This is a genomic window from Gammaproteobacteria bacterium, assembly GCA_015709695.1.
In the GTDB taxonomy this organism is placed as follows: Bacteria; Pseudomonadota; Gammaproteobacteria; order Steroidobacterales.
In genome coordinates, this window is sequence record CP054183.1 from 1,252,455 (window position 1) to 1,273,285 (window position 20,831).

Below are 20,831 nucleotides of genomic sequence, written 5' to 3' on the forward strand. Positions count from 1 at the left end.
CGGTCTACATGAGCCTGGCCCGCTGCTCATCCCACAGCGCTGGCGGATCAACCGCCAGATCAAACAGCGTGACGTGGTTCGGCAATGCGTCGTCCAGGATGGCCGCCACGATGTCGGGTGCCAGCGTGGTCAGGTTGACCATCCGGCTGACGTAGCTGTTGTCGATTCCTTCCCGCGTGGCGATCTCCTTCAAGGACTTCGCCTCTCCTGACTCCAGCATCGCCAGCCAGCGGTGGCCCCTGGCCAGCGCCAGTTGGATGGAGGTCGGTGCTACGTCCCACGGTCTAACCGGCGCGGTTTCGCCGTTTGGCAAGGTGACCAGCTTGCGGCCGCTGCGGCGTTTTATCTGGATCGGCACGGACAAGGTCAGCCTGCCGTCGCTGGTCTGCAGGATGTCGGGCTCGCCGGTCTTCTGGATGCGGATGTCGCTCATGCCAGTGCTTCCTCTCGTTGCTCGACCGGTTCGGGGCGCAGCTCGAGCACCAGGCGTTCGATGCCGTTGGCGCGCAGCCGCACTTCGAGGTCGTTGGGTGACACGATGACTTTCTCGACCAGCAGTTTCACGATCCGGGTCTGCTCGGCCGGGAAAAGTTGATCCCAAATCGCGTCGAGCCGGGTCATGGCCACGGTGATCTTCGCCTCGTCCAAGGTTGGATCGAGCTTGATCGCTTGCGGCAGCATCTCACCGAGGAGATTCGGGGCACGCAGGATCGCGCGCAGTTGGTCCAGCACGGCCGACTCGAGTTCGGCGGCCGGCAGTCGCGGCAGGCCCGAGGCGCCCGCGTGCTCCTTGGCATCGCGTTGGGGCACGTAGTACCGGTACCGACGGCCATTCTTCTTAGTCGTGTGCCACGGCGACAGTGCTCGGCCATCGTTGCCGAACACGATGCCCTTGAGCAGATACGCCACGGTTGCCCGCGTTGCGTTGCCGCGTACCCGTCCGTTGGTGGCCAGGATCGCGTGGACGCTGTCCCACAGTTCGCGGCTGATGATGGGTGGGTGTTCGGCCTGGTACCACTGATCCTTGTGCCTCAACTCGCCGAGGTAGGTTCGGTTGCTGAGCAGCTTGTAGATGTGACCCTTGTCGATCGGTCTACCATCGCGGGTCTTGCCGTCTTGCGTGGTCCACGCCTTCGACGTCACGCCATCCAGTTTCAGTTCCTTGACCAGTTCGGTGCTGGAACCGAGTTCGACGAAGCGCTGGAAGATGTGCCGGATCAGCTTGGCCTCACGCTCGTTGGGCACCAACCGTCGGTTCTCGACATCGTAGCCCAGCGGCGGCACGCCACCCATCCACATGCCCTTGCGCTTGCTGGCCGCGATCTTGTCGCGGATGCGCTCGCCGGTGACCTCGCGTTCGAACTGGGCGAAGGACAGCAGGATGTTCAGCATCAAGCGGCCCATCGAGGTCGTCGTGTTGAACTGCTGGGTGACCGACACGAACGACACGCCGTAGCGCTCGAACACTTCGACCATCTTGGAGAAGTCCGCCAGGCTGCGCGTAAGGCGATCGATCTTGTAGATGACGACCACGTCGATCTTGCCGGCCTCGATGTCCGCCATCATGCGGCGAAGCGCCGGACGTTCCATGTTGCCACCGGAGAAGGCCGGATCGTCGTAGTCGTCGGCTACTGGAATCCAGCCCTCGGCGCGCTGGCTGGCGATGTAGGCATGACCGGCGTCGCGCTGGGCATCGATGGAGTTGTATTCCTGGTCGAGTCCTTCGTCGGTGGACTTGCGCGTATAGACCGCGCAGCGCATGCGGCGCTTCAAAACGTCGCTCATCGTCCACCTCGCTTCTTGGTGGACGGCTTGGTCTTGGCATTGGATGGCGGCCTGAGCCCAAAGAACAACGGCCCCGACCAGCGCATGCCAGTGATCTCACGGGCGATCATCGAAAGGCTCGGGTACATCCGACCTTGGAAATCGTACTGGCCATCGCTGGTTGCGATCACACGGTACTCGACGCCCTTGTATTCCCGGACCAGCACCGTGCCTGCGGCCGGACGGTAATCACGATCGCGCTTCTTGACCTTGCCGGTCTCCACCAGGGATGCGATGCGACGCTGGTTCCGCTCCAGCAGGTTGGCGTCGACCTTGCGGAACTCCACCTCCTGTAGACGGTATGCCAGACGACGTTCCAGGAACTGACGGTTGTGGGTGGGCGTGTCGCCACCGACCAGCTTCTGCCAGAGCGCTTTGATCTCTGCCATCGGCATCTCGGGCAGCCTGGCGATCTGCGCCGCCACCGAGGGCGACGTTGAAAGTGTTGGTGTTTGCGTGCTCATTTCGACTCCGTAGTTGTCTTGTTGACGGGGTCTGTATGAACGCGCTGGTTGCCACAGAAGCCAAGCTCAAACTCGCTCTCTGCGGCCCTGCTTGCGGACTGTTCTGCGCCGCTGATGCGCAGGCGTGCCAGGCCGTTGGCCAATAGCGACGCGATCTCGTGGCGACGCTGCTCCGGCGTCATCCGCTCAGGTGGTAGATGGTTGATTCGATGCATTGGTGGCGGTCCTCTCGGTCAAACTCACATGCAGTGAAATTGTCCGGATGGACTGCCGCCGGCACCATGAGGGAGTTTCGAAGGCGTGCGGGCTGGTGCGGGCTATTGCGGAAAGCGGTTCCCGCTCAGCTCGATAAATGACGGGCCAGGATCGTTCTCATGAGCGAGTTTCCAGCTTGCGCGCCGGCGGTCATCGCCCGGATCTGCTCGTTGACACGCTGGACCGGAACACCCGCACTGACGGCCGCCTGGGTCACCGCCGAGTAAGCATCGAGCACATCGCCCCCGGTGATCTCATAACCATGACCGCGCGAGATCCAGTGCAACGCAGCCAATGTAATTGTCGAAAGGTAACTTCACGGGAAAGTTAAAAGGTGGTTGCACCCAAAGTAACAGGAGTATTTGGGACGCGGTGACTCGCTCAAATCGCTCGCTGTTGCACAATTTCTCGCAATATTGGGCACTGCGAACTCCACATGGGCAATGAGGCGCCTACGCCATTGACGCCAGGGTTTTACGGAACCGGGCCAGCGACAACATGAACAGGGCCGACCCGATCACGGCCAGACTGACCAACTGGGGCCAGACCACTGCCAGACCCGCGCCTCGGTAAAGAATGCCCTGGGACAGCATCACGAAGTGGGTATTGGGTGCTGCCAGCATCACGAACTGCACCAGTTCTGGCATGTTTTCGCGGGGTGTGCTGCCGCCGGAGAGCATCTGCAGAGGCAGAAGCACCATCAGCAGCAGCATGCCGAACTGCGGCATCGAGCGCGCCAGCGTCGCCAAAAAAATACCCAGCGACGTGGTGGCGAACAGGTGCAGGGCCGCGCCGGTGAAGAACAGTGGCAGGGAGCCTTCGATGGGTACGCCCATCAGACCGCGCACGACGACGTTGAGCGCAAAGGCGGAAGCGACCAGGACCACCGCCGCCATCGCAAGCACCTTCGCGGACATGATCTCGAACGGGGTGACCGGCATCACCAGCAGATGCTCCAGGGTGCCGTGTTCGCGCTCGCGGATCAGAGCTGCGCCGGTAAGCACGATGGACAGCATGGTGATGTTGTTGATGATCTGCATTACCCCTCCGAACCATGCCTTGTTCAGCTGTGGGTTGAAGCGGGCCCGCAGCGCCAGTTCCACGGGCGGACTGGCCACTGCACGGTGGCGGCGCACGAACTCGTTGACCTGCTCCTGAACGATGACCTGGATATGACCGCTGCCGGTGAAGGCTTGGCTCATCCGGGTGGCGTCCACGCTCAGCTGGATCACCGGGGCGCGACCGGCCAGCACATCACGTTGGAAGCCGGCCGGGATGTGCAGGGCGAAGGTGTCGAGGCCGGCATCCATGCGCGCGTCCAGTTCGGCCGGGATGATCATCGCTGGCGGCATGAAATACGGCGGATACAGGGCGTCGATGATGTGCTGGGATAACTGCGAGCGATCCTCGTCGATGACCGCGATGGGGGCCTTGTTGAGTGTTTCGGGCATCGCCGTGGCGGCGGTGTAGATAGAAAAACTGAAGGCGTAGACGATCAGCACCAGCATGATCGGGTCACGCAGCAGGCTGCGCAGTTCCTTGAAGCCAAGCTGGGTGATGTTGCGCAGGCGTTGTCGGATCATCTTGCCTGCTTCCTCAGCAGCACGGCGGTCAGGCCGATCAGCACAGGCGCGCTGATCAGGAGCGGGATGAACGAGGCCCAGAGATCTTCGAATTCGAGCGCCTTGGAGAAGGTACCGCGCGAGATGATGACGAAATGCGTGGTGGGGAAGATTTCACCGATCAGGCGCCCCGCACCCTCCAGTGAGCTGACCGGATCGATGATGCCAGAGAACTGCACCGCCGGCAGGATGGTCAGCAAGGCCGTGCCGAACAGGGCAGCCACCTGGCTGCGCACGAAGGAAGAAATCAGCAGGCCGAACGCTGTGGCGCTGATCACATAGAGCAGCGCGCCCAGTGTCAGCGCCCCGAAGCTGCCTGTGACTGGCACCCGGAAAAGCATCACGGCCATCGCCACCAGCAACAGAAAACTCGCCATGGCCAGCACGACGTAAGGAATCTGCTTGCCGAGCAGAAACTCGAGCCGGGTGGCCGGCGTGACATAGAAGTTGATGATCGAACCCAGTTCTTTCTCGCGCACCACCGAGAGCGCCGCGAGGATGGCCGGGATCAGCATCAGCAGCAGTGGAATCACCGCCGGCACCATGGCCGGCAGGCTGCGCACGTCGGGGTTGTAGCGAAAGCGCGTCTCCACCGTGACCAGCGGGGCCGTTGCCGCATCGCCGAGCGCCTCGCGCAGACGCTCTCCCAACCAGTGCTGGTGGATGCCCTGCACATAGCCGCGTACCGTCTCGGCACGCTGCGGCATGGCGCCATCGATCCAGGCGCCGACCTGAACGGGCCGGCCGCGCAGCAGGTCGCGTCCGAACCCCGGCGGAATCTCGATCGCCAGGCTGATCTCACCGGCGCGCATCCGCCTGTCCAGCTCGGCGTAGTCGGCAAGCGGCGCGCGCTCCGCGAAATAGCGGGAACCCGACAGGTTCAGACTGTAGTCGCGGCTGATGCTGGTCTGATCGTGGTCGAGCACCGCAAAAGTCAGGTCCTCCACGTCCAGCGTGATCCCGTAGCCCAGCACCAGCATCAGCACGATGCTGCCCAGGGCTGCAAGGCTGAGGCGGATCGGATCGCGCCGAAGCTCCAGCGCCTCCCGTCGAGTGAAACTCAAGAGCCGGCGCAGGCTGAAGGCACTGCGGACGGCCGGAAGTGGTACCGTCGGGGTGACAGTTGGGGTGACGGTCGAGGCAGACGGGGTTGTCTGCCCGCTGCGCGCCTGCTGCGGCTCACCGACAGCCTCCTGCAGGTGCGCGATAAAGGCGTCCTCCAGCGTGCTTGCACCGCGCACCGCCATGATGGCCTGCGGCGTATCGCTGACCAGCACTTGGCCGGCATGCATCAGCGAGATGCGATCACAGCGTTCGGCCTCGTTCATGAAGTGGGTGGAGATGAAAATCGTCACGCCCTCGCGTCGCGACAACTCGATCAACGCACGCCAGAATGCGTCGCGCGCCACAGGGTCCACGCCCGAGGTGGGCTCGTCGAGGATCAGCATCTCCGGGCCGTGGATCATCGCCACCGCCAGCGAAAGGCGTTGGCGATCACCCAGAGGCAATGCCTCGGGTAGTGCATCCAGGATGTCGGCGAGGTCGAAACGTTCGGCCATGGCCTGCACCCGAGACGCGATGTCGGCTTCCGGCAGGCCGTAAAGACGCGCGTGCAACACCAGGTTCTGGCGTACTGTCAGTTCGCCGTAGAGCGAAAAGCTCTGGGTCATGAAGCCGACGCGACGACGAGTGGTCAGGTCGTGAGGGTCTAGCGGCCTGCCGAACAGCAACGCCTCGCCCTCGCTTGCGGGCAGCAGCCCAGTGAGCATCTTCATCGTGGTGGTCTTGCCGCAGCCGTTGGAGCCGAGGAAGCCGAATATCTCGCCGCGCCGGATGCGGAAATTCACCCTGTCCACCGCCGTGAAGTCGCCGAAGCGCATGGTGAGGTCGCGCGCCTCGATGGCCACATCAGCCTCGGCGCTGGCCGCGTGCGGCACGATTTCCACCGGCCGGTAACCGGCGCGTTGTGCTTCGGGCAGCAGCTCGATGAAGGCCTGCTCCAGCGTGTCGCAGCCCGTGCGTTGGCGCAACTCGGCCGGGGTGCCGGTGGCGAGCACGCTTCCTGCGTCCATAGCGGCCAGCCAGTCGAAGCGTGCGGCCTCTTCCATGTAGGCGGTGGCCACCAGAACACTCATACCGGGGCGCTCGCTGCGGATGTCGTCGATCAGCGCCCAGAACTGGCGGCGCGAGAGCGGGTCGACGCCGGTGGTAGGTTCATCAAGGATCAAAAGATCGGGGTCGTGGATCAGCGCACAGCACAACCCGAGTTTTTGCTTCATGCCGCCTGAGAGCTGGCCGGCAGGACGATCGGCAAACCGTGCGAGCCCCGTGGCGGCCAGCAGCGCCGCGATGCGCCGCTCGCGCTCGGCACGGTCATGCCCGAACAGCCGGCCAAAAAAATCCACATTCTCGAATACTGACAGGGTCGGGTAGAGGTTCTTGCCCAGTCCCTGCGGCATGTAGGCGATGCGTGGGCACACCTTGGCGCGAAAATGCGCGCTGGCCATGTCGCCACCCAGCACCTCGATGTGTCCGCTCTGCAGGGCACGCGCCCCGGCAATGAGGGCCAGCAGGCTGGACTTGCCCACCCCGTCCGGGCCGATCAGGCCCGCCATCACCCCGGCAGGGATATCGAGATCGATATCCCGTAGCGCCTGGGCCTTGCGATAGTTCAAGCTCACCCCCTGCAGACGAACCACCGGGGCGGACGAGGGCGGGGCGACGCGGTTCATTCCGGCAGCCTCACCTGCAACTGCGGCGGCCACGGGGCGTCACCAGCGAGCTTAACGTAGGCCATGCCGGGCAGGCCGGTCTTGACCTGCGCCAGATGCTTCTCCAGCAACTCAGGCGGAATCTGCGCGCGCACCCGGAACATCAGCTTTTCGCGCTCGATCTGGGTTTCGACCGTCTTGGGCGTGAATTGCGCAACATCCGCCACGAAGGAAATACGTGCCGGAATCACATACTGCGGCACGGCATCGAGCACCAGTCGCGCCTCGCTACCCACGGCGACACGCCCCACTGCGCGGGTCGGCAGGAAAAAGGTCATGTACACATCTTTCAGGTCCACCAGGTTGAGCACCCGCCCACCGCCGCCCACTACCTCGCCCGGGCGCGCCACGATCAGTTGCACGCGACCATCGCGCGGGGCTTTGAGATCGCTGTCCTCGATATCGGTGCGGATGCGCTCCACTTCGGCGCGCGCAGCGTCCACCGCCGACTCGCTGCCCCGGATCTGGCTACGGGCGGTGGAAATCGCCGCGTCACTCGCCGCCACCTGGGCCTGCGCGGCGGCCAGCGCGGCGGAGGCGCGATCCACGGCTTCGGTCTGGTCATCGAGTTGCTGTTGCGAGATGAAGGATTGCTGGCGCAGATCGGCGAAGCGCTGGGCGCGTCGCTGCGCGGCGGCCAGCTCGGTCTGACGTTGCACCACCAGGGCCTGCATGGCGGCCTTCTCGCTCTCGCGCTGGGCCAGTTGGCTGCGTGCCGTACTCACCGCATCTCCCGCCTGCCGGGCGCGGGCTTCAGCCTGTCGCAGTTGCGCCTGCAGCGATTCAGTGTCCATGCGCACCAGCAACTGACCCGCGCGCACCAGGTCCCCTTCGCGCACTTCGATCGCCGCGACCCTGCCCGGCTGACGGGCGGCGATATCGATCTCCACCGCCTCGATGCGACCGTTACCGCTGGCGATGTGCTCGAGCGCGTCGTCTTTGTAGTTCTGACGCCATAAATACAGTCCAACAGCCGTGATCACAGCAATCGCGACTATTAAACCGAGGGTTTTTTTCGTTTTTTCAGTCATATTCAACTCGCGTCAGGGCTCTCATGATCCGTACAGTATGAGTTACCGCACCGGGTACTGGCCGTTGCGGATGAACCGGTCGTAGGTGTCTTCCTCCGGCTCCTCGTCGTCGTGGCGCGCTCCCTGCCACTCGGCTTCAGGCAGCAGTAGCAAGGTCAGGGTGTAGTCGTATTGGCCGGCAACCCTGATCATTTCATTGACCTGCATGCTCTCCGGTTCGCGTGGAAACCAGAGCTGCGCCTGTGCCGTCTGTTGCTGGCTGCCGGCCCAGCCGTTGTTGCTGTGCGCCAGCGCATCACCCGGCAGTTCGATGGTGTTCCTGCGGGTCGCAAAGTAGGCGCCAGACTTCAGCGCCGCCTTGTTCGACTTGGCCCACAGCATGTGATCGTCGCGACTGGCCACGAGCACCGCTCGTTTGGGTGCAATCTCAGTCCAGCGCAAGGCGGCGGCCGTGAGCGATACACCATAGCGGTCTGCGCAGTGGCCCAGCAGATCGAAGCTGATCGGCTGGCCGTCGACTTGGCGCCGGAAGTCGTCCAGCGGCATCAGCAGGGTCGAAGCAAACAAGTCCGCCTCTGCCTCGATGTCGCGCTCGTTGTTGTCTCCCGTTTCGATATCACCGTCGCCGCACTCGAAAATGTCCTGCTGGTGACGGTGCAGGATGTAGTGACCGAACTCATGCGCAATCGTGAAGCGCTTGCGACCCTCCGACGGGGTGGCACTGTTGTAGAGGACCAGCCACTTCGACCGCGACTTGTTGGCTTTCAGCAGACCATCGAAACCGTCGAGATCCTCGCCCTGGACCTTGTCGATCGGCGAGTCTGAAAAGCACTGGCGGGAATACTCCAGCGCCAGCTCATCAACCTTGACCGGAAAGCGATCCGCACCGAGAACCGTGTTGAGCATGGACGAGATGCGATTGGCCTCGGCCATGGGCTTCTTCGCATCCGTCATTCATCTTCCCAGGCATCGAGGATCTTGCGGATCTTCTTCTTGTCCGGCTCCGACATGGTTTTGTACTTGCGGAAGAAGGCCTCATCGAGCACTTGCTCGTCCGGCGTGGCGGCCGACTCGGTCAACAGGAACTCCGTGGTGACATCGAGGACGGCGGCGATCTTGCCGATCTTGTCGGCCGATGGTTTCGGATCGTCCTTGTTCTCCAGCTCCCAGATGTAGCTCTTGCTGGAGTCCGTCAGCTCGGCCAACTGCTCCAGGCTGAGCTTCTTCTGCTTCCGAAATGCGCGGATCTTGTCCCCCAGGGGCGATGGCACCGTTATCTCCTCATGTGTTCGCGTCAGGCCGAAAATAATACCACTACGCCGAACGAATTCGTACCTGCTTGACAAACCCCTAACCGCTCCGAGACAATCACAATCGTTCGGTACACCGAACGCCATCGGTCTGCACACCCCACTTAGGAAAAGGGGCCGTCGGGGCTGATACCAAGCCAATCCAAACCTTTTGAGGGGTATGTAGATGAATGATGCAGAGAACTTGACCAAGCTCCTGGGACACCTGCCGCCGGCAGTGTTCCGTGAATTCATGGTGGACGAGTTCAGCCTGGCCATGCCGGACCTGGACACCAAGAAGCCGAAAAAGGAGCAGCGTGAACAGATGGAGGCCGTGCTGTCCGCCCTTGGGGTGAGTGAGCGGCAGCGGATCGAGGAAGTGGCCGAACGAATCGTGCTCTTGTCGGACGGCGCCGGCCAGGACGTCATCGACGGCTTCAAGGACGATATTTTCGATGACGCCGCCCGGGAAGCCTTCGCTGCGATCCCGAACCAGTACCAGCGGGCGCTGTGGCTTCATATCAACGAGCTCGCGCTCTTCGAGGAAGCGCTGAACGCCCGGCAGGCCGACGTGTTTCGGCAAAGCGCCTCTTGCTACTCGGGCTTCATGGCGCCCGCCAACCTTGCTGTACTCGACGATGCAGCTGCCAAGACGGCGTTCCACCAGACCGTGGCCCAACAACTCGGGTGCTCCGATGACGCCGTCGCGATCCAGATCTTCAAGCGCCTGCGGCCCGATACGCAGACCGGCGAAGACGTGGACCTCTACCAGATCAGCATCCACCACAACCGCCCACCGGAAATAATCGACTGCGTGCAGGCCAGCGAACTGGTGCCACAAGAGGTGATCCGTGCGGTTTCATCGCACATCACCTATGAGCCGGCCAATGGACACCTGGAGGTGCTGTCAAAGGATACGGATGGGCGCGAAGCGCTGGCCCGAATCGTGGCCGACTCCCTGCTGCAAGCGCCCATCACCGGCGAGAAGATCCCGCTCAAGCAGTACGACTACCAGAGCCTGGCGGCGCCGCGAAACTTCGACTCGGCTGGCGAGCCCGTGGCTCACGTCAAGGTCGTCGAGCTTGGCTACTCCGCTGCCAATGGTCGGTCGCTGCTGGTCAAGATCTGGACCAAGGACGTCGACGACATCTACGCCGCTGCTCGGTCGTTGATCAGCCCCACCTTCGACTTCCGCGATCACCACCTGAACTACGCCAAGCTGTCCATCAAGCTGAAAAAGGTCGGCAAGGACCGCGCGCGGACGATCACCGTGATCCTGCGTGACGACAACAAGTGCAACATCAAGACGAAGCGGGAAAAGGACCGGGCGTTGTGCGATCGCCTGCTCGCCAAATGGCATCTGGTGAAGGAGATTGGGCATGTCGTCGAAGCCCCTGCCGACGCAGTCGCTGCTTGAGCTGATCGACCTGTTCGAGCAGTCGGGACAGCCGATTCTCGATGGAGATGGACAGCGGCTTCATGGCGTCCCAGGGTGGAGCGCTTTCGGGCGTACCTCCCTGACCGCCAAGCAGTTGGAACACTGGGCGGATTGCGTCGGCTATTCCGGGAGCTACCCAGCGCCACTCGGCGATGACCGCGTGCATGTCGACCTGGCCGAGGATGACCAGCCTGACCGCTATCGATACCGGTGCCCCGAGACTTTTCGATGGAAGTTCGTCCCGGCCGCAGAGGTCGCAGTCTTCAGCGTCCGACCGCCGGCAATCCTGAACGTCGTCTCTGATCTTCTCGGTATCGCGCAGGCCCTGCGCAAGGGCATCGAGACGCCCTCTCTGGACGATTCACTGTGGCATCTTGGCAAGACCAGAGTGGGACCAGCACTGACAGACGTCTGGCTTGTTCGTGGGTTGGCGCGATCCGCCGAACAGGTGTTTCGGCATTTCAGCCAAACCGGTCTGCCTGATCAGGGCCTGATCTTGTCGTCGGGAGGTGTGCTGCCGCAGTTTGTCCGGCCGCCGCGTAGCTACCGATTCGCATCGCTACGAGCTGCAATCGTCGACTACGTCGCCACGCCGTGCATCGACATGGACCTCCTACATCGAATACTGGCCGCTCCGCCCGATGGGGCGATCCGCCCCGTGTTGCCGGTGCACTTCGACGAGTACACCAACACGCTGACCATCCGCACCAAGACCAAGCCATGGACGATCAAGGGCGAGCGTCAGGCTGCGGCAGTCCGCTACATGTTCGAGCAGGCTATCAACGACAGGTGGATTCTCCCAGCCGCTGAAATTCTCGACGCAGCCTATGCAGATAAGAAGACGGCGCGCAGTCAGCGCATGCAGAACCTGTTCAGTGGCAACACCGACTGGGAGGACTACATCGACAACCCTGAAAAGGGGAAGTATGGCTTCCGCCGAGATTGACCCGCCACCAGTTGGCAGCACCACGCACAACCGCCTTCGGGCGGTTTTTTGCTTTCTGGGCCCCGCTTTTCCCCGCAGAAGCTGCGCCCGTACATCAGCCCGTACATGGCGGCGGCAGACGCCCGCACAGGCCGACTTCGAAACTGACCTCACGAATTCGCAACAACCAGAAGGAGTGCATCGTGAGTGTCAAACATCTGAATCAAGGCCAATTGGCCGACCGTTGGGGAGTCAGCGAAGCAACGCTTGAGCGCTGGCGCTCCGAAGGTATCGGCCCGGTATTCCTGAAGCTGCAGGGTCGCGTCGCTTATCGCATCGAGGACATCGAAGCCTACGAGTCCGAGAGCCTGCGCAAGAGCACCTCTGAACGCGTCAATGCGGGAGGTGCGCTGTGAACCGCATCTCCCCCGACGAAGTCCTGACCACCCCGGCCGGCGAACTGGCTGCGCTTGCCAGCGAGTCGCTGTTCCAGCTCAAGAACGACGCTGCTGATCTTCTCGCCGCTGCCAAGGCGATCGTCGAGCACGTCGATCGCGCACTGGATCTCAAGTATGCCGACCGCGCGCACCAGCTCCGCCTGGCGGCAGGCAAGGACACCGGTGTCGTCCACTTCGACGACGGCCATGTCCGCATCACCGCCGATCTACCCAAGAAAGTCGACTGGGATCAGACGCGGCTCGCCGAGATCTCTCGTCGCATTGCAGCCAACGGCGATGACCCGTCCGAGTACGTGGACATCAGCTACCGGATCTCGGAAATCAAGTTCAACGCGTGGCCCGAGTCGCTCAAGAGCGCCTTCGCACCGGCACGCACCCTCAAGACCGGCAAGCCGGGCTTTCGTCTCGCTCTGCTTCAGGAGTAATTGCCATGAAAACCAAACCTACGCTGCTCGAACTGCTGCGCAAACAACCGGAGATGTACCTCCGGGATCTGCCCGAAACCATTCGCATCCCAGCGCTGGACGGCAACCGCCCCGACGAAGTCGTGCGTCGCCTTGAGGACGCCACCATCGATGACGTGGCGTTCGCGATCCAGGGCCTGGAGTCCGAAACTCGCGTTATCCATCGGCGCCTGAGTGGTCTGCGCGACCTGTACGAAATGGCCCGCAAGCGTGGTGCGCTCGGTATGACCACCGTTGCTGACGCGTTCGCCAGCATTAGCGCTGAGGAGGCCGGCAAATGAGCCTCCCCATCATTACTGCAGACCAGCGTCTGGCCGAGCGCCGTGGCGTGAAGGGTGTGCTCGTCGGCAAGAGCGGCATCGGCAAGACCTCGCAACTCTGGACGCTGAAACCCACGGCCACGCTGTTCTTTGATCTTGAGGCTGGTGATCTCGCGGTCGAGGGCTGGGCCGGCGACACGATCCGTCCGCGCACCTGGCAGGAGTGTCGTGACTTCGCGGTGTACATCGGCGGGCCGAACCCGGCGCTGCGCGACGACCAGCCGTTCAGCCAAGCCCACTTCGATGCCGTATGCGCGCGCTTCGGTGATCCGACGGTCCTGGACAAGTACGACACCGTGTTCGTCGACTCCATCACCGTGGCCGGTCGCCTGTGCCTGCAATGGTGCAAGGGCCAGCCACAGGCCTACTCCGAGAAGACGGGCAAACCCGACAGCCGGGGTGCATACGGGCTGATGGGCCAGGAAATGATCGCCTGGCTGACCCACCTGCAGCACACGCGCGGCAAGAACGTGTGGTTCGTCGGCATCCTCGATGAGCGGCTGGACGACTTCAATCGCCGCGTGTTCTCCCTGCAGATCGACGGCTCCAAAACCGGCCTGGAACTGCCCGGCATCGTCGATGAGGTCGTCACCTTGGCCGAGCTGAAGGCCGATGACGGCGCCAGTTACCGCGCCTTCGTCTGCCACACGCTGAACGCATGGGGCTACCCCGCCAAGGACCGCTCCGGGCGGCTCGATCCGATCGAGGAGCCGCACCTCGGCCGCCTCATGGAAAAGATCGCCGGCCCGGCCAGGCCCGCTACCGAACGGCTCGATTTCGCGCGCCCCGCGCCCGCTGCCATCCCCGAATCCACTTCGACTCAGGAGTCCTGATCATGACCTACTTCGATTTCAATTCCGCTTCCGAACAGACCTCTTTCGACCTGATCCCCAAAGGCACGCTCGTGCGTGTCCGCATGACCATCAAGCCGGGTGGCTTCGATGATCCGTCGCAGGGATGGACCGGCGGCTACGCCACCCGCAACGACAACACCGGCTCGGTGTACCTGAACTGCGAGTTCGTCGTGATGGAGGGTGAGTTCGCCCGTCGCAAGATGTGGTCGCTGATCGGCCTGCACAGCCCGAAAGGCCCTGAGTGGGCCAACATGGGCCGCACCTTCGTCAAGGCGATCCTCAACTCAGCGCGCGGCGTTCATCCTGGCGACAACAGTCCTGCCGCGCAGAACGCGCGCCGCATCAGCGGGTTTGCCGATCTCGATGGCATCGAGTTTCTCGGCAAGGTCGACTGGGACAAAGACCAGAACGGCCAAGACAAGAGCGTGATCAAGGCCGCGATCACGCCCGACCACAAGGACTACGCCGCCCTCATGGGTGGCGCGCAGGGAGCGGCGAAAGCGCCAGCACCCGCAAACGGGTCGAACGCGTATGCCCAGGCCACGGGCCGTGCCTCCGTGCCGGGTCGCCCGAGCTGGGCACAGTAAGGGGGACGCCGCCATGATGCTCCGCCCCCGCCAAGCCCTGCTGGTCGAGCGCTCTTTGGCGGCGCTCGCCCAACACGGCAACACCCTATCTGTTGGCCCCACCGGGTCGGGCAAGACCATCATGCTGTCGGCGGTGGCCGGCAGCTTGTTGGCCGAGCCAGATACCAAGGCCTGCATCCTCGCTCATCGCGATGAACTGACCGGCCAGAACCTATCCAAGTTTGCACGGGTGAATCCGGGCGTCAGCACCTCCGTGTTCGATGCCAAGGACAAATCCTGGTCCGGGCGCGCCACGTTCGCGATGGTGCAAACGCTCTCGCGCGACAACCATCTCGCTGCCATCCCGATCCTCGATCTGCTGGTGATCGATGAAGCGCATCACGCAGCCTCGGCCTCGTACCGCCGCGTGATCGACAGGGTGCTGGACAAGAACTCGCGCGCCCAGATCTTCGGGGTGACGGCGACGCCTGTCCGCAGTGACGGCAAGGGACTACGGGAGGTCTTCAGCAACGTCGCGGATCAAATCACCCTCGGCGAGCTGATCGCCTCCGGCCACCTCGTGCCGCCACGCACCTTTGTCATCGATGTCGGCGCCCAGGAGCAGTTGACGCGGGTCCGGCGCACGGCCACTGACTTCGACATGACGGAAGTCGAGGCGATTCTCAACAAGACGCCCATCACCGATGCCGTGATCCGTCATTGGCGTGAGAAGGCCGGCGACCGCAAGACGATCGTGTTCTGCTCGACCGTCGCCCATGCCGAATGTGTGCGCCAGGCCTTTCAGGATGCTGGTGTATCCGCCGTGATCGTGCACGGCGAGCTCTCAGACGGAGAGCGAAAGACACGACTGACCGAGTACGAATCCGGTGCCGCGCAGGTCGTGGTCAATGTGGCTGTGCTCACGGAGGGCTACGACTTCACGCCCACCTCCTGCGTGGTTCTGCTGCGACCCAGCTCGCACAAGTCGACTCTGACCCAGATGATCGGGCGTGGCCTACGCACCATCGACCCAGCGGAGCATCCGGGCGTCATCAAGACCGATTGCGTGGTCCTGGACTTCGGCACCGCGACCTTGATGCACGGATCTCTGGAACAGGACGTCAATCTCGACGGACACCAGCATCACGGCGAAGCGCCTACCAAGGACTGCCCGTCCTGTGAAGCCACCGTCCCGCTCGGCTGCCGTGAATGCCCGCTGTGCGGCTTCGTCTGGGAGAACGAGACCACCGAGGAAGGAGATGCGCTGGCCGATTTCGTGATGACCGAGATCGATCTCCTCAAGCGCTCCAACTTCCGCTGGTGCGATCTGTTCGGCTGCGACGACGCACTGATGGCGACTGGCTTCAACGCCTGGGGTGGCGTCTTCTTCCTAAACGGCCGCTGGCACGCCGTGGGCGGAGGTAAGGATCTGCAGCCACGCTTGTTGGCTGTCGGCGACCGCACGGTTTGCATGGCCAAAGCCGATGACTGGCTGAACGACCGCGAGTCGGCTGACTCCGCGCACAAGACCCGTCGTTGGCTGAACGAGCCGCCGACCGCGAAGCAACTCCATTATCTGCCGCAGGCGCTGCGCGCCGACTTTGGCATGACGCGCTATCAGGCCTCGGCGCTGCTGTCCTTCCAGTTCAACAAGTCGTCGATTCAGCGCCTCGTGGTGGCTGCCAACGATGCCCACCGGGAGGCCGCGTGAAATGTGCAGTCTGCTCACGAAAGGCCAAGGGCTTCGGCTACTTCAATCCACGCCTGCCGCGCAGCGATCCACGACGTTACTCGGACCGCTGGGTGTTCTGCTCCATGCGCTGCCAGAACGCATTTTCGCGACTCATGGAAAAGACGGGAGGTCACATGATCGATCCCAGTGATATGGAGCTCGCCGCCATGGCGTCCTGCCTGGCGCCGCTTGGCGAGTATGTGGGCTCCATCGGCATGCAGCGACCGTTGGCGGATTACAGCAAAGACGAAGTGCTGATGCTGATCGACGTGGTAGTGACCGCCTACCAGGAACACATGCTCGTCGAGCACGAGCGCATGGCTGAAAAGGACCGCGCCTTTCTTGAGGAGCGGCTTGCCCGACAAGGCAAGCCGGCTTCGACGGGAGTGCCGTTCTGATGCTGGATTTCAATCACCGTCCCAAGATCCATGAGCTGATCGGGGTGCTCATCGACGCTGCACTAAGCGCCGACCGTGACAACCAATCCCGTCGCAACTACCTCGGTGCGTCGCGATTGGGCGTCGCCTGCGAGCGCGCGCTGCAATACGAGTATCTGCAAACCCCTGTCGATCCTGGCAGGGACATCCCGGGTCGCGTGTTGCGCATCTTCGAGGTGGGACACGCTCTCGAAGAACTGGCCATTCGTTGGCTGCGCATGGCCGGATTCGATCTGTACACCCAAAAGGCCAGCGGCGGTCAGTTCGGCTTTTCCGTTGCAGGCGGCCGTATTCAAGGGCACGTCGATGGCGTGCTGAATGGCGGCCCCGCAGCGCTAGGCATGGCCTATCCCGCCTTATGGGAGTGCAAGACCATGAACGACAAGTCCTGGCGGGATACGGTCAAGCACGGCGTCAGCAAATCCAAACCGGTCTATGCCGCGCAGATGGCCATCTATCAGGCCTACATGGAAGCCAGTATCCCGGGCATTTCCGCGAACCCGGCGTTGTTCACCGCGATCAACAAGGACTCCGAGGAGATCTGGTTCGAGCTGGTGCCGTTCGACGGCGGCCTGGCGCAGCGGATGTCCGATCGCGCGGTTCGGGTCATCACGGCGACCGACAGCCAGGAACTGTTGCCGCGCCATGCGACTACACCGACGCATGTCGAGTGCAAGTTCTGCCCCTGGCAGGACCGCTGTTGGGGTTCGACATGATGGCCGACAACATCATCTGGCTCGACTTCAATGACGCCCCCGAGCAGCGCGACGAACTGGCATCCGATACCGATGCGCTGCGTGCGGGGCTACTGGACCGGCTCGAAGCCGTTCTCCACTACCTGTTTCCGCAGGGGCGCATCCGAGGTGGCAAGTTCTACGTCGGCGATGTCGATGGCAACCCTGGCAAGAGTCTGGTGGTTGAACTCGACGGACCACGGCGCGGCCTGTGGAAGGACTTCTCCACCGACGAGGGCGGCGATGTCATCGATCTGTGGGCGCGGTCGCAGGGTCGCTCCGCACGCAGCGACTTCCCGCGCATCGCTGGCGAGATCCGGCAGTGGCTCGGTCTTGCTCCACCGAACATAACGCCGATGCGCCGCGATGTTCGCAGCGTGCCAATGGACGACCTCGGCGCTTACACCGCCAAGTGGGACTATCTGTCACCCGAGGGCGAACTGATCGCCTGCGTCTACCGCTACGACCCACCGACGGGCAAGGAATATCGCCCCTGGGATGTTCGTGCCCGCATGTGGCGCGCGCCCGACCCTAGGCCGCTCTACAACCTCCCGGTCATCTCGAGGGCGCGAGAGGTCGTCCTGGTCGAAGGCGAGAAGTGTGCGGCTGCATTGATCGCTTGCGGTATTGCGGCCACCACCGCGATGAACGGCGCCAAGGCTCCTGTCGACAAAACCGACTGGCATCCGTTGGCGGGGAAATCCGTGGTCATCTGGCCGGACCGGGATGCACCCGGCTGGGACTACGCCGAGAGCGCAGCGCGTGCTTGCGTGGCTGCTGGCAGCACATCCGTGGCCATCCTGGTGCCGCCCACCGACAAGCCACCCAAGTGGGACGCCGCAGACGCTGTCGACGAAGGGTTCGACTGCGCGGCATTCATCGCCCAGAGCGAACGCCGCGTGGTCAAGGCGGCGGCTCCCTCCCTGCCCACCTTCACGCTCGGCGAACTGCTCGACGATAACTCACCGCTGCCACCCGATCTGATCTCGCCGCGCGTGCTGACGCCCGCAGGCATGTTGGTGTTCGGCGGTGCGCCCAAGGTCGGCAAGAGTGACTTCCTCTTGTCGTGGCTGGCTCACATGGCGGCTGGCGCTGCGTTTCTGGGCATGCATCCACCCCGTCCGCTACGAGTGTTCTACCTGCAGGCCGAGGTCCAGTACCACTACCTGCGCGAGCGTGTGAAGGATGTTCGCCTGCCGTCCCATCGGCTTCTGGACGCCCGCGCCAATTTCGTGGCCACGCCGCAGTTGCGGCTGGTGCTCGATGACGCCGGTCTGGCGCAGGTGATCCCAGCGATCGCGAAGGCTTTTGGCGGCGAGCCTCCTGACATCATCGCCATCGATCCGATCCGCAACGTGTTCGACGGCGGCGATGCCGGTGGAGAGAACGACAACGGCGCCATGCTGTTCTTCCTCTCGCAGCGGGTGGAGCGGATTCGCCAGGCGGTCAATCCCGACGCCGGGGTGATCCTCGCTCACCACACCAAGAAGCTAGGCAAAAAGCAGTTTGAGGAGGACCCGTTCCAGGCACTAGCCGGCGCAGGAAGCCTGCGCGGTTACTACTCGACCGGAATGCTGCTGTTCCGACCCGATGAAACGCGCACCACTCGCCAGCTCATCTTCGAGCTGCGCAATGGCGCGGGTATCCCGCAACGGCACGTCGACAAGATCAACGGTGAGTGGCGGGAAGTCGACGCCAACGAGCGGTTGGTGATGAAGGACTACGGCCAGCGCTTGGATGCCGAGCGCCGCCGCAAACGCGACGCGATCCTTCAGATCCTGTTCGAGGAGGCCGGCAGCGGGCGCTGCTACACAGCCAACCAGTTCGCCGAATCTTTCGAGGGAAAGGCCGGTCTGGGCGGCGAGCGCACCATCCGCGAACGCGTCTCCGCGCTCTCGACGCAGGGCTACATCAAGTATTTCCGTAACGCGGCTGACTACGGTCTGCCCTCCAGCGGCCGCACCAAGTTCGGCTATCTCTGCGTCGAAGGCATGGTGCTGCGCATGCCAGCGGGCGATGTCGACACGGCCACCGGCGAGCTGCCGATGCGCGAGCACACGGTGCTCCCCACCCACTACAAGTGCCCGCATTCCGGCGCCTCGATGCCCGTCGAGAACCCAGATGTGTGGGTCTATCACGACGAACTGAACGATCCGGAGGCCCCATGAATATTGCCCAATCGGCAGTTGGAAGCGCCGTTGCCAACTGCACTCATTTCCTTGCCAACTACTCGCAGTTGGCAAACCCCTGCCAACTGGAAGTCCAGTCAGATCAAGGCATTGCAGGGAATGACCCGCAGTTGGCAGTTGGCATCGCTGCCAACTTGCCAACTGGCGCAAACCCGCGCCATTGCTGGACTTTCTCCCTTTCTCCAGTTGGCGAAAACTCCCCCTCCTACTACGTAGGAGAGGGACCAGAGGGTCCCTCTGCCCTACGTCAGGGACTTGCCGGCCACCCGGGCTCAGATCATCGGCGGCCATCCGTGCCCTCGATCCTGGCACTGGACCTTGGCACCCAGACCGGCTGGGCAGTACGCGATCGCGACGGCGCCGTGACCAGCGGAACGGAATCCTTCAAGCCGCAGCGATTTGAGGGTGGCGGCATGCGCTACCTGCGCTTCAAGCGCTGGCTCACCGAGATCAAGCAGTCCTGCGATGGCATCGAAGCGGTGTACTTCGAGGAAGTCCGCCGCCACGCCGGCGTCGATGCAGCACACGCCTACGGCGGGTTCATGGCCCACCTCACCGCATGGTGCGAGCACCACCAGATCCCGTACCAGGGCGTTCCGGTGGGCACGATCAAGAAGCACGCCACCGGCAAAGGCAATGCGAGCAAGGACCAGATGATCGGCGCCGTTCGTCTGCGTGGCCACGCGCCTGCCGACGACAACGAAGCCGACGCCATTGCCCTCCTGCACTGGGCGATCGAGACGCAGGAGGTGTGACATGAAGGTTCCGACTCCCGCATACCGCTGTGCCCTGGCTCGACTGCAACCCGATCCGCGACCCGATCCGGAGCAGATCAAGCGCGAGGGCTGGCGCGACCAACAGATCCTGGTGATATCGCCCGACGACACGCGGCTCGACTGGGTCGAACGTGAACTGCTTCGCCGTATCGGCGATCGGCTGTACGGGCCGAAGGAGCGTCGACATGGCTGAGTGGACGATCGAGACTGTGGCGGACCGATTCATCGAGGCCGCACGAACCGCCCACCGCCTTCCTCCGGTTCGTGTGCAGGGCTACTTCAACTGCTGGCCGGCGATCAAACGCATGCCATGGGAAAACCTGGGAGCTGAGCCACGGGTCTACCGCTTTCCTCCCGACCCTGCTGCCATCGACCGGATGCTGGAGACCATGCGGTGGGTTCAGTGGCTGGAAGAAGAACAGCGACACCTCGTCTGGATGCGAGCACAACGATATCCGTGGAAGGACATCTGCTGCCGCTTTGCCTGTGACCGGACAACCGCATGGCGTCGCTGGCAGACGGCACTGGAATTGGTCGCCGTGCACCTGCAGATGGAAAAGAAAACTGGGGCAGCCAGCAATTGCCGCTGACGTTGGGTGTAGTTGCGAACAGTCGCGAAGTCGTTGGGAATCCTGCGTGTCGATGCGGGTTTCGGTCGCTTTTTGGCGTGCAACATCCCGAG

Annotated in this window: 23 protein-coding genes; 14 read left to right on the forward strand and 9 right to left on the reverse strand. The window is 63.1% G+C overall.

Going from position 1 to position 20,831, the window contains the following annotated elements; all coding sequences use genetic code 11:
* Positions 1-4 precede the first annotated feature (4 nt).
* The 9 genes from HRU81_05860 to HRU81_05900 form a co-directional block, all read right to left on the reverse strand.
* Positions 5-433, reverse strand: coding sequence for a LacI family transcriptional regulator (locus tag HRU81_05860; GenBank protein ID QOJ31658.1), 429 nt, complete (start codon positions 431-433; stop codon positions 5-7).
* Positions 430-1,785 carry a recombinase family protein gene (locus HRU81_05865; GenBank protein QOJ31659.1) on the reverse strand — a complete coding sequence of 452 codons (1,356 nt, stop codon included), beginning with the start codon at positions 1,783-1,785 and terminating at the stop codon, positions 430-432. The genes HRU81_05860 and HRU81_05865 overlap by 4 nt, the downstream gene beginning before the upstream one ends.
* Complete coding sequence (locus HRU81_05870; GenBank protein QOJ31660.1) at positions 1,782-2,288, reverse strand: DUF2924 domain-containing protein; 507 nt, start codon at positions 2,286-2,288, stop codon at positions 1,782-1,784. Before HRU81_05870 ends, HRU81_05865 begins: the two co-directional genes overlap by 4 nt.
* Positions 2,285-2,503 carry a hypothetical protein gene (locus HRU81_05875; GenBank protein QOJ31661.1) on the reverse strand — a complete coding sequence of 73 codons (219 nt, stop codon included), beginning with the start codon at positions 2,501-2,503 and terminating at the stop codon, positions 2,285-2,287. Before HRU81_05875 ends, HRU81_05870 begins: the two co-directional genes overlap by 4 nt.
* Before the next feature lie 492 nt (positions 2,504-2,995).
* Positions 2,996-4,126 carry an ABC transporter permease gene (locus HRU81_05880; protein QOJ31662.1) on the reverse strand — a complete coding sequence of 377 codons (1,131 nt, stop codon included), beginning with the start codon at positions 4,124-4,126 and terminating at the stop codon, positions 2,996-2,998.
* Positions 4,123-6,897 (reverse strand): ribosome-associated ATPase/putative transporter RbbA, encoded by a 2,775-nt coding sequence (gene rbbA / locus HRU81_05885; protein QOJ31663.1) that lies wholly within the window; start codon positions 6,895-6,897, stop codon positions 4,123-4,125. Before rbbA ends, HRU81_05880 begins: the two co-directional genes overlap by 4 nt.
* Positions 6,894-7,967, reverse strand: coding sequence for an HlyD family efflux transporter periplasmic adaptor subunit (locus tag HRU81_05890; GenBank protein ID QOJ31664.1), 1,074 nt, complete (start codon positions 7,965-7,967; stop codon positions 6,894-6,896). Before HRU81_05890 ends, rbbA begins: the two co-directional genes overlap by 4 nt.
* Before the next feature lie 42 nt (positions 7,968-8,009).
* Positions 8,010-8,921: an ImmA/IrrE family metallo-endopeptidase gene (locus HRU81_05895; GenBank protein QOJ31665.1), complete on the reverse strand. Its 912-nt coding sequence runs from the start codon at positions 8,919-8,921 to the stop codon at positions 8,010-8,012.
* Entirely contained in the window at positions 8,918-9,238 is a 321-nt protein-coding gene (locus tag HRU81_05900; GenBank protein ID QOJ31666.1) for a helix-turn-helix transcriptional regulator, read from the reverse strand. Before HRU81_05900 ends, HRU81_05895 begins: the two co-directional genes overlap by 4 nt.
* Before the next feature lie 205 nt (positions 9,239-9,443).
* On the opposite strand from HRU81_05900, the gene HRU81_05905 reads away from it, so the two are divergent.
* The 14 genes from HRU81_05905 (at position 9,444) to HRU81_05970 (ending at position 20,739) form a co-directional block, all read left to right on the forward strand.
* Positions 9,444-10,673: a hypothetical protein gene (locus HRU81_05905; protein ID QOJ31667.1), complete on the forward strand. Its 1,230-nt coding sequence runs from the start codon at positions 9,444-9,446 to the stop codon at positions 10,671-10,673.
* Positions 10,636-11,640: a hypothetical protein gene (locus tag HRU81_05910; GenBank protein ID QOJ31668.1), complete on the forward strand. Its 1,005-nt coding sequence runs from the start codon at positions 10,636-10,638 to the stop codon at positions 11,638-11,640. Before HRU81_05905 ends, HRU81_05910 begins: the two co-directional genes overlap by 38 nt.
* 182 nt (positions 11,641-11,822) lie before the next feature.
* Positions 11,823-12,035: a DNA-binding protein gene (locus HRU81_05915; GenBank protein ID QOJ31669.1), complete on the forward strand. Its 213-nt coding sequence runs from the start codon at positions 11,823-11,825 to the stop codon at positions 12,033-12,035.
* Positions 12,032-12,502, forward strand: a complete 471-nt coding sequence (locus tag HRU81_05920; protein QOJ31670.1) for a hypothetical protein — start codon at positions 12,032-12,034, stop codon at positions 12,500-12,502. The genes HRU81_05915 and HRU81_05920 overlap by 4 nt, the downstream gene beginning before the upstream one ends.
* A 5-nt stretch (positions 12,503-12,507) precedes the next feature.
* A complete protein-coding gene (locus HRU81_05925; GenBank protein ID QOJ31671.1) occupies positions 12,508-12,822 on the forward strand; it encodes a hypothetical protein in 315 nt (104 codons plus the stop codon).
* Positions 12,819-13,694 (forward strand): ATP-binding protein, encoded by an 876-nt coding sequence (locus tag HRU81_05930; GenBank protein ID QOJ31672.1) that lies wholly within the window; start codon positions 12,819-12,821, stop codon positions 13,692-13,694. Before HRU81_05925 ends, HRU81_05930 begins: the two co-directional genes overlap by 4 nt.
* A gap of 2 nt (positions 13,695-13,696) precedes the next feature.
* A complete protein-coding gene (locus tag HRU81_05935) occupies positions 13,697-14,302 on the forward strand; it encodes a hypothetical protein (GenBank protein ID QOJ31673.1) in 606 nt (201 codons plus the stop codon).
* 13 nt (positions 14,303-14,315) lie between these two features.
* Entirely contained in the window at positions 14,316-15,992 is a 1,677-nt protein-coding gene (locus HRU81_05940; GenBank protein ID QOJ31674.1) for a DEAD/DEAH box helicase, read from the forward strand.
* Positions 15,989-16,411: a hypothetical protein gene (locus HRU81_05945; GenBank protein ID QOJ31675.1), complete on the forward strand. Its 423-nt coding sequence runs from the start codon at positions 15,989-15,991 to the stop codon at positions 16,409-16,411. The genes HRU81_05940 and HRU81_05945 overlap by 4 nt, the downstream gene beginning before the upstream one ends.
* Positions 16,411-17,166, forward strand: coding sequence for a hypothetical protein (locus tag HRU81_05950; protein ID QOJ31676.1), 756 nt, complete (start codon positions 16,411-16,413; stop codon positions 17,164-17,166). Before HRU81_05945 ends, HRU81_05950 begins: the two co-directional genes overlap by 1 nt.
* Positions 17,166-19,352 carry an AAA family ATPase gene (locus HRU81_05955; GenBank protein QOJ33304.1) on the forward strand — a complete coding sequence of 729 codons (2,187 nt, stop codon included), beginning with the start codon at positions 17,166-17,168 and terminating at the stop codon, positions 19,350-19,352. Before HRU81_05950 ends, HRU81_05955 begins: the two co-directional genes overlap by 1 nt.
* Before the next feature lie 314 nt (positions 19,353-19,666).
* Positions 19,667-20,128 carry a hypothetical protein gene (locus tag HRU81_05960; protein QOJ31677.1) on the forward strand — a complete coding sequence of 154 codons (462 nt, stop codon included), beginning with the start codon at positions 19,667-19,669 and terminating at the stop codon, positions 20,126-20,128.
* Between the two features lies 1 nt (position 20,129).
* Entirely contained in the window at positions 20,130-20,342 is a 213-nt protein-coding gene (locus HRU81_05965; GenBank protein QOJ31678.1) for a hypothetical protein, read from the forward strand.
* Positions 20,335-20,739, forward strand: a complete 405-nt coding sequence (locus tag HRU81_05970) for a helix-turn-helix domain-containing protein (protein ID QOJ31679.1) — start codon at positions 20,335-20,337, stop codon at positions 20,737-20,739. The genes HRU81_05965 and HRU81_05970 overlap by 8 nt, the downstream gene beginning before the upstream one ends.
* Positions 20,740-20,831 lie beyond the last annotated feature (92 nt).

Excerpts from the sequence above, each read along its gene's own strand:
- HRU81_05910 (QOJ31668.1), top strand. The coding sequence starts at position 10,636 with ATGTCGTCGAAGCCCCTGCCGACGCAGTCGCTGCTTGAGCTGATCGAC.
- HRU81_05965 (QOJ31678.1), top strand. The coding sequence starts at position 20,130 with ATGAAGGTTCCGACTCCCGCATACCGCTGTGCCCTGGCTCGACTGCAA.
- HRU81_05880 (QOJ31662.1), bottom strand. The coding sequence starts at position 4,126 with ATGATCCGACAACGCCTGCGCAACATCACCCAGCTTGGCTTCAAGGAA.
- HRU81_05955 (QOJ33304.1), top strand. The coding sequence starts at position 17,166 with ATGGCCGACAACATCATCTGGCTCGACTTCAATGACGCCCCCGAGCAG.
- HRU81_05970 (QOJ31679.1), top strand. The coding sequence starts at position 20,335 with ATGGCTGAGTGGACGATCGAGACTGTGGCGGACCGATTCATCGAGGCC.
- HRU81_05875 (QOJ31661.1), bottom strand. The coding sequence starts at position 2,503 with ATGCATCGAATCAACCATCTACCACCTGAGCGGATGACGCCGGAGCAG.
- HRU81_05930 (QOJ31672.1), top strand. The coding sequence starts at position 12,819 with ATGAGCCTCCCCATCATTACTGCAGACCAGCGTCTGGCCGAGCGCCGT.
- HRU81_05905 (QOJ31667.1), top strand. The coding sequence starts at position 9,444 with ATGAATGATGCAGAGAACTTGACCAAGCTCCTGGGACACCTGCCGCCG.
- HRU81_05870 (QOJ31660.1), bottom strand. The coding sequence starts at position 2,288 with ATGAGCACGCAAACACCAACACTTTCAACGTCGCCCTCGGTGGCGGCG.
- HRU81_05950 (QOJ31676.1), top strand. The coding sequence starts at position 16,411 with ATGCTGGATTTCAATCACCGTCCCAAGATCCATGAGCTGATCGGGGTG.
- HRU81_05890 (QOJ31664.1), bottom strand. The coding sequence starts at position 7,967 with ATGACTGAAAAAACGAAAAAAACCCTCGGTTTAATAGTCGCGATTGCT.
- HRU81_05865 (QOJ31659.1), bottom strand. The coding sequence starts at position 1,785 with ATGAGCGACGTTTTGAAGCGCCGCATGCGCTGCGCGGTCTATACGCGC.
- HRU81_05895 (QOJ31665.1), bottom strand. The coding sequence starts at position 8,921 with ATGACGGATGCGAAGAAGCCCATGGCCGAGGCCAATCGCATCTCGTCC.
- HRU81_05860 (QOJ31658.1), bottom strand. The coding sequence starts at position 433 with ATGAGCGACATCCGCATCCAGAAGACCGGCGAGCCCGACATCCTGCAG.
- HRU81_05935 (QOJ31673.1), top strand. The coding sequence starts at position 13,697 with ATGACCTACTTCGATTTCAATTCCGCTTCCGAACAGACCTCTTTCGAC.
- rbbA (QOJ31663.1), bottom strand. The coding sequence starts at position 6,897 with ATGAACCGCGTCGCCCCGCCCTCGTCCGCCCCGGTGGTTCGTCTGCAG.
- HRU81_05925 (QOJ31671.1), top strand. The coding sequence starts at position 12,508 with ATGAAAACCAAACCTACGCTGCTCGAACTGCTGCGCAAACAACCGGAG.
- HRU81_05940 (QOJ31674.1), top strand. The coding sequence starts at position 14,316 with ATGATGCTCCGCCCCCGCCAAGCCCTGCTGGTCGAGCGCTCTTTGGCG.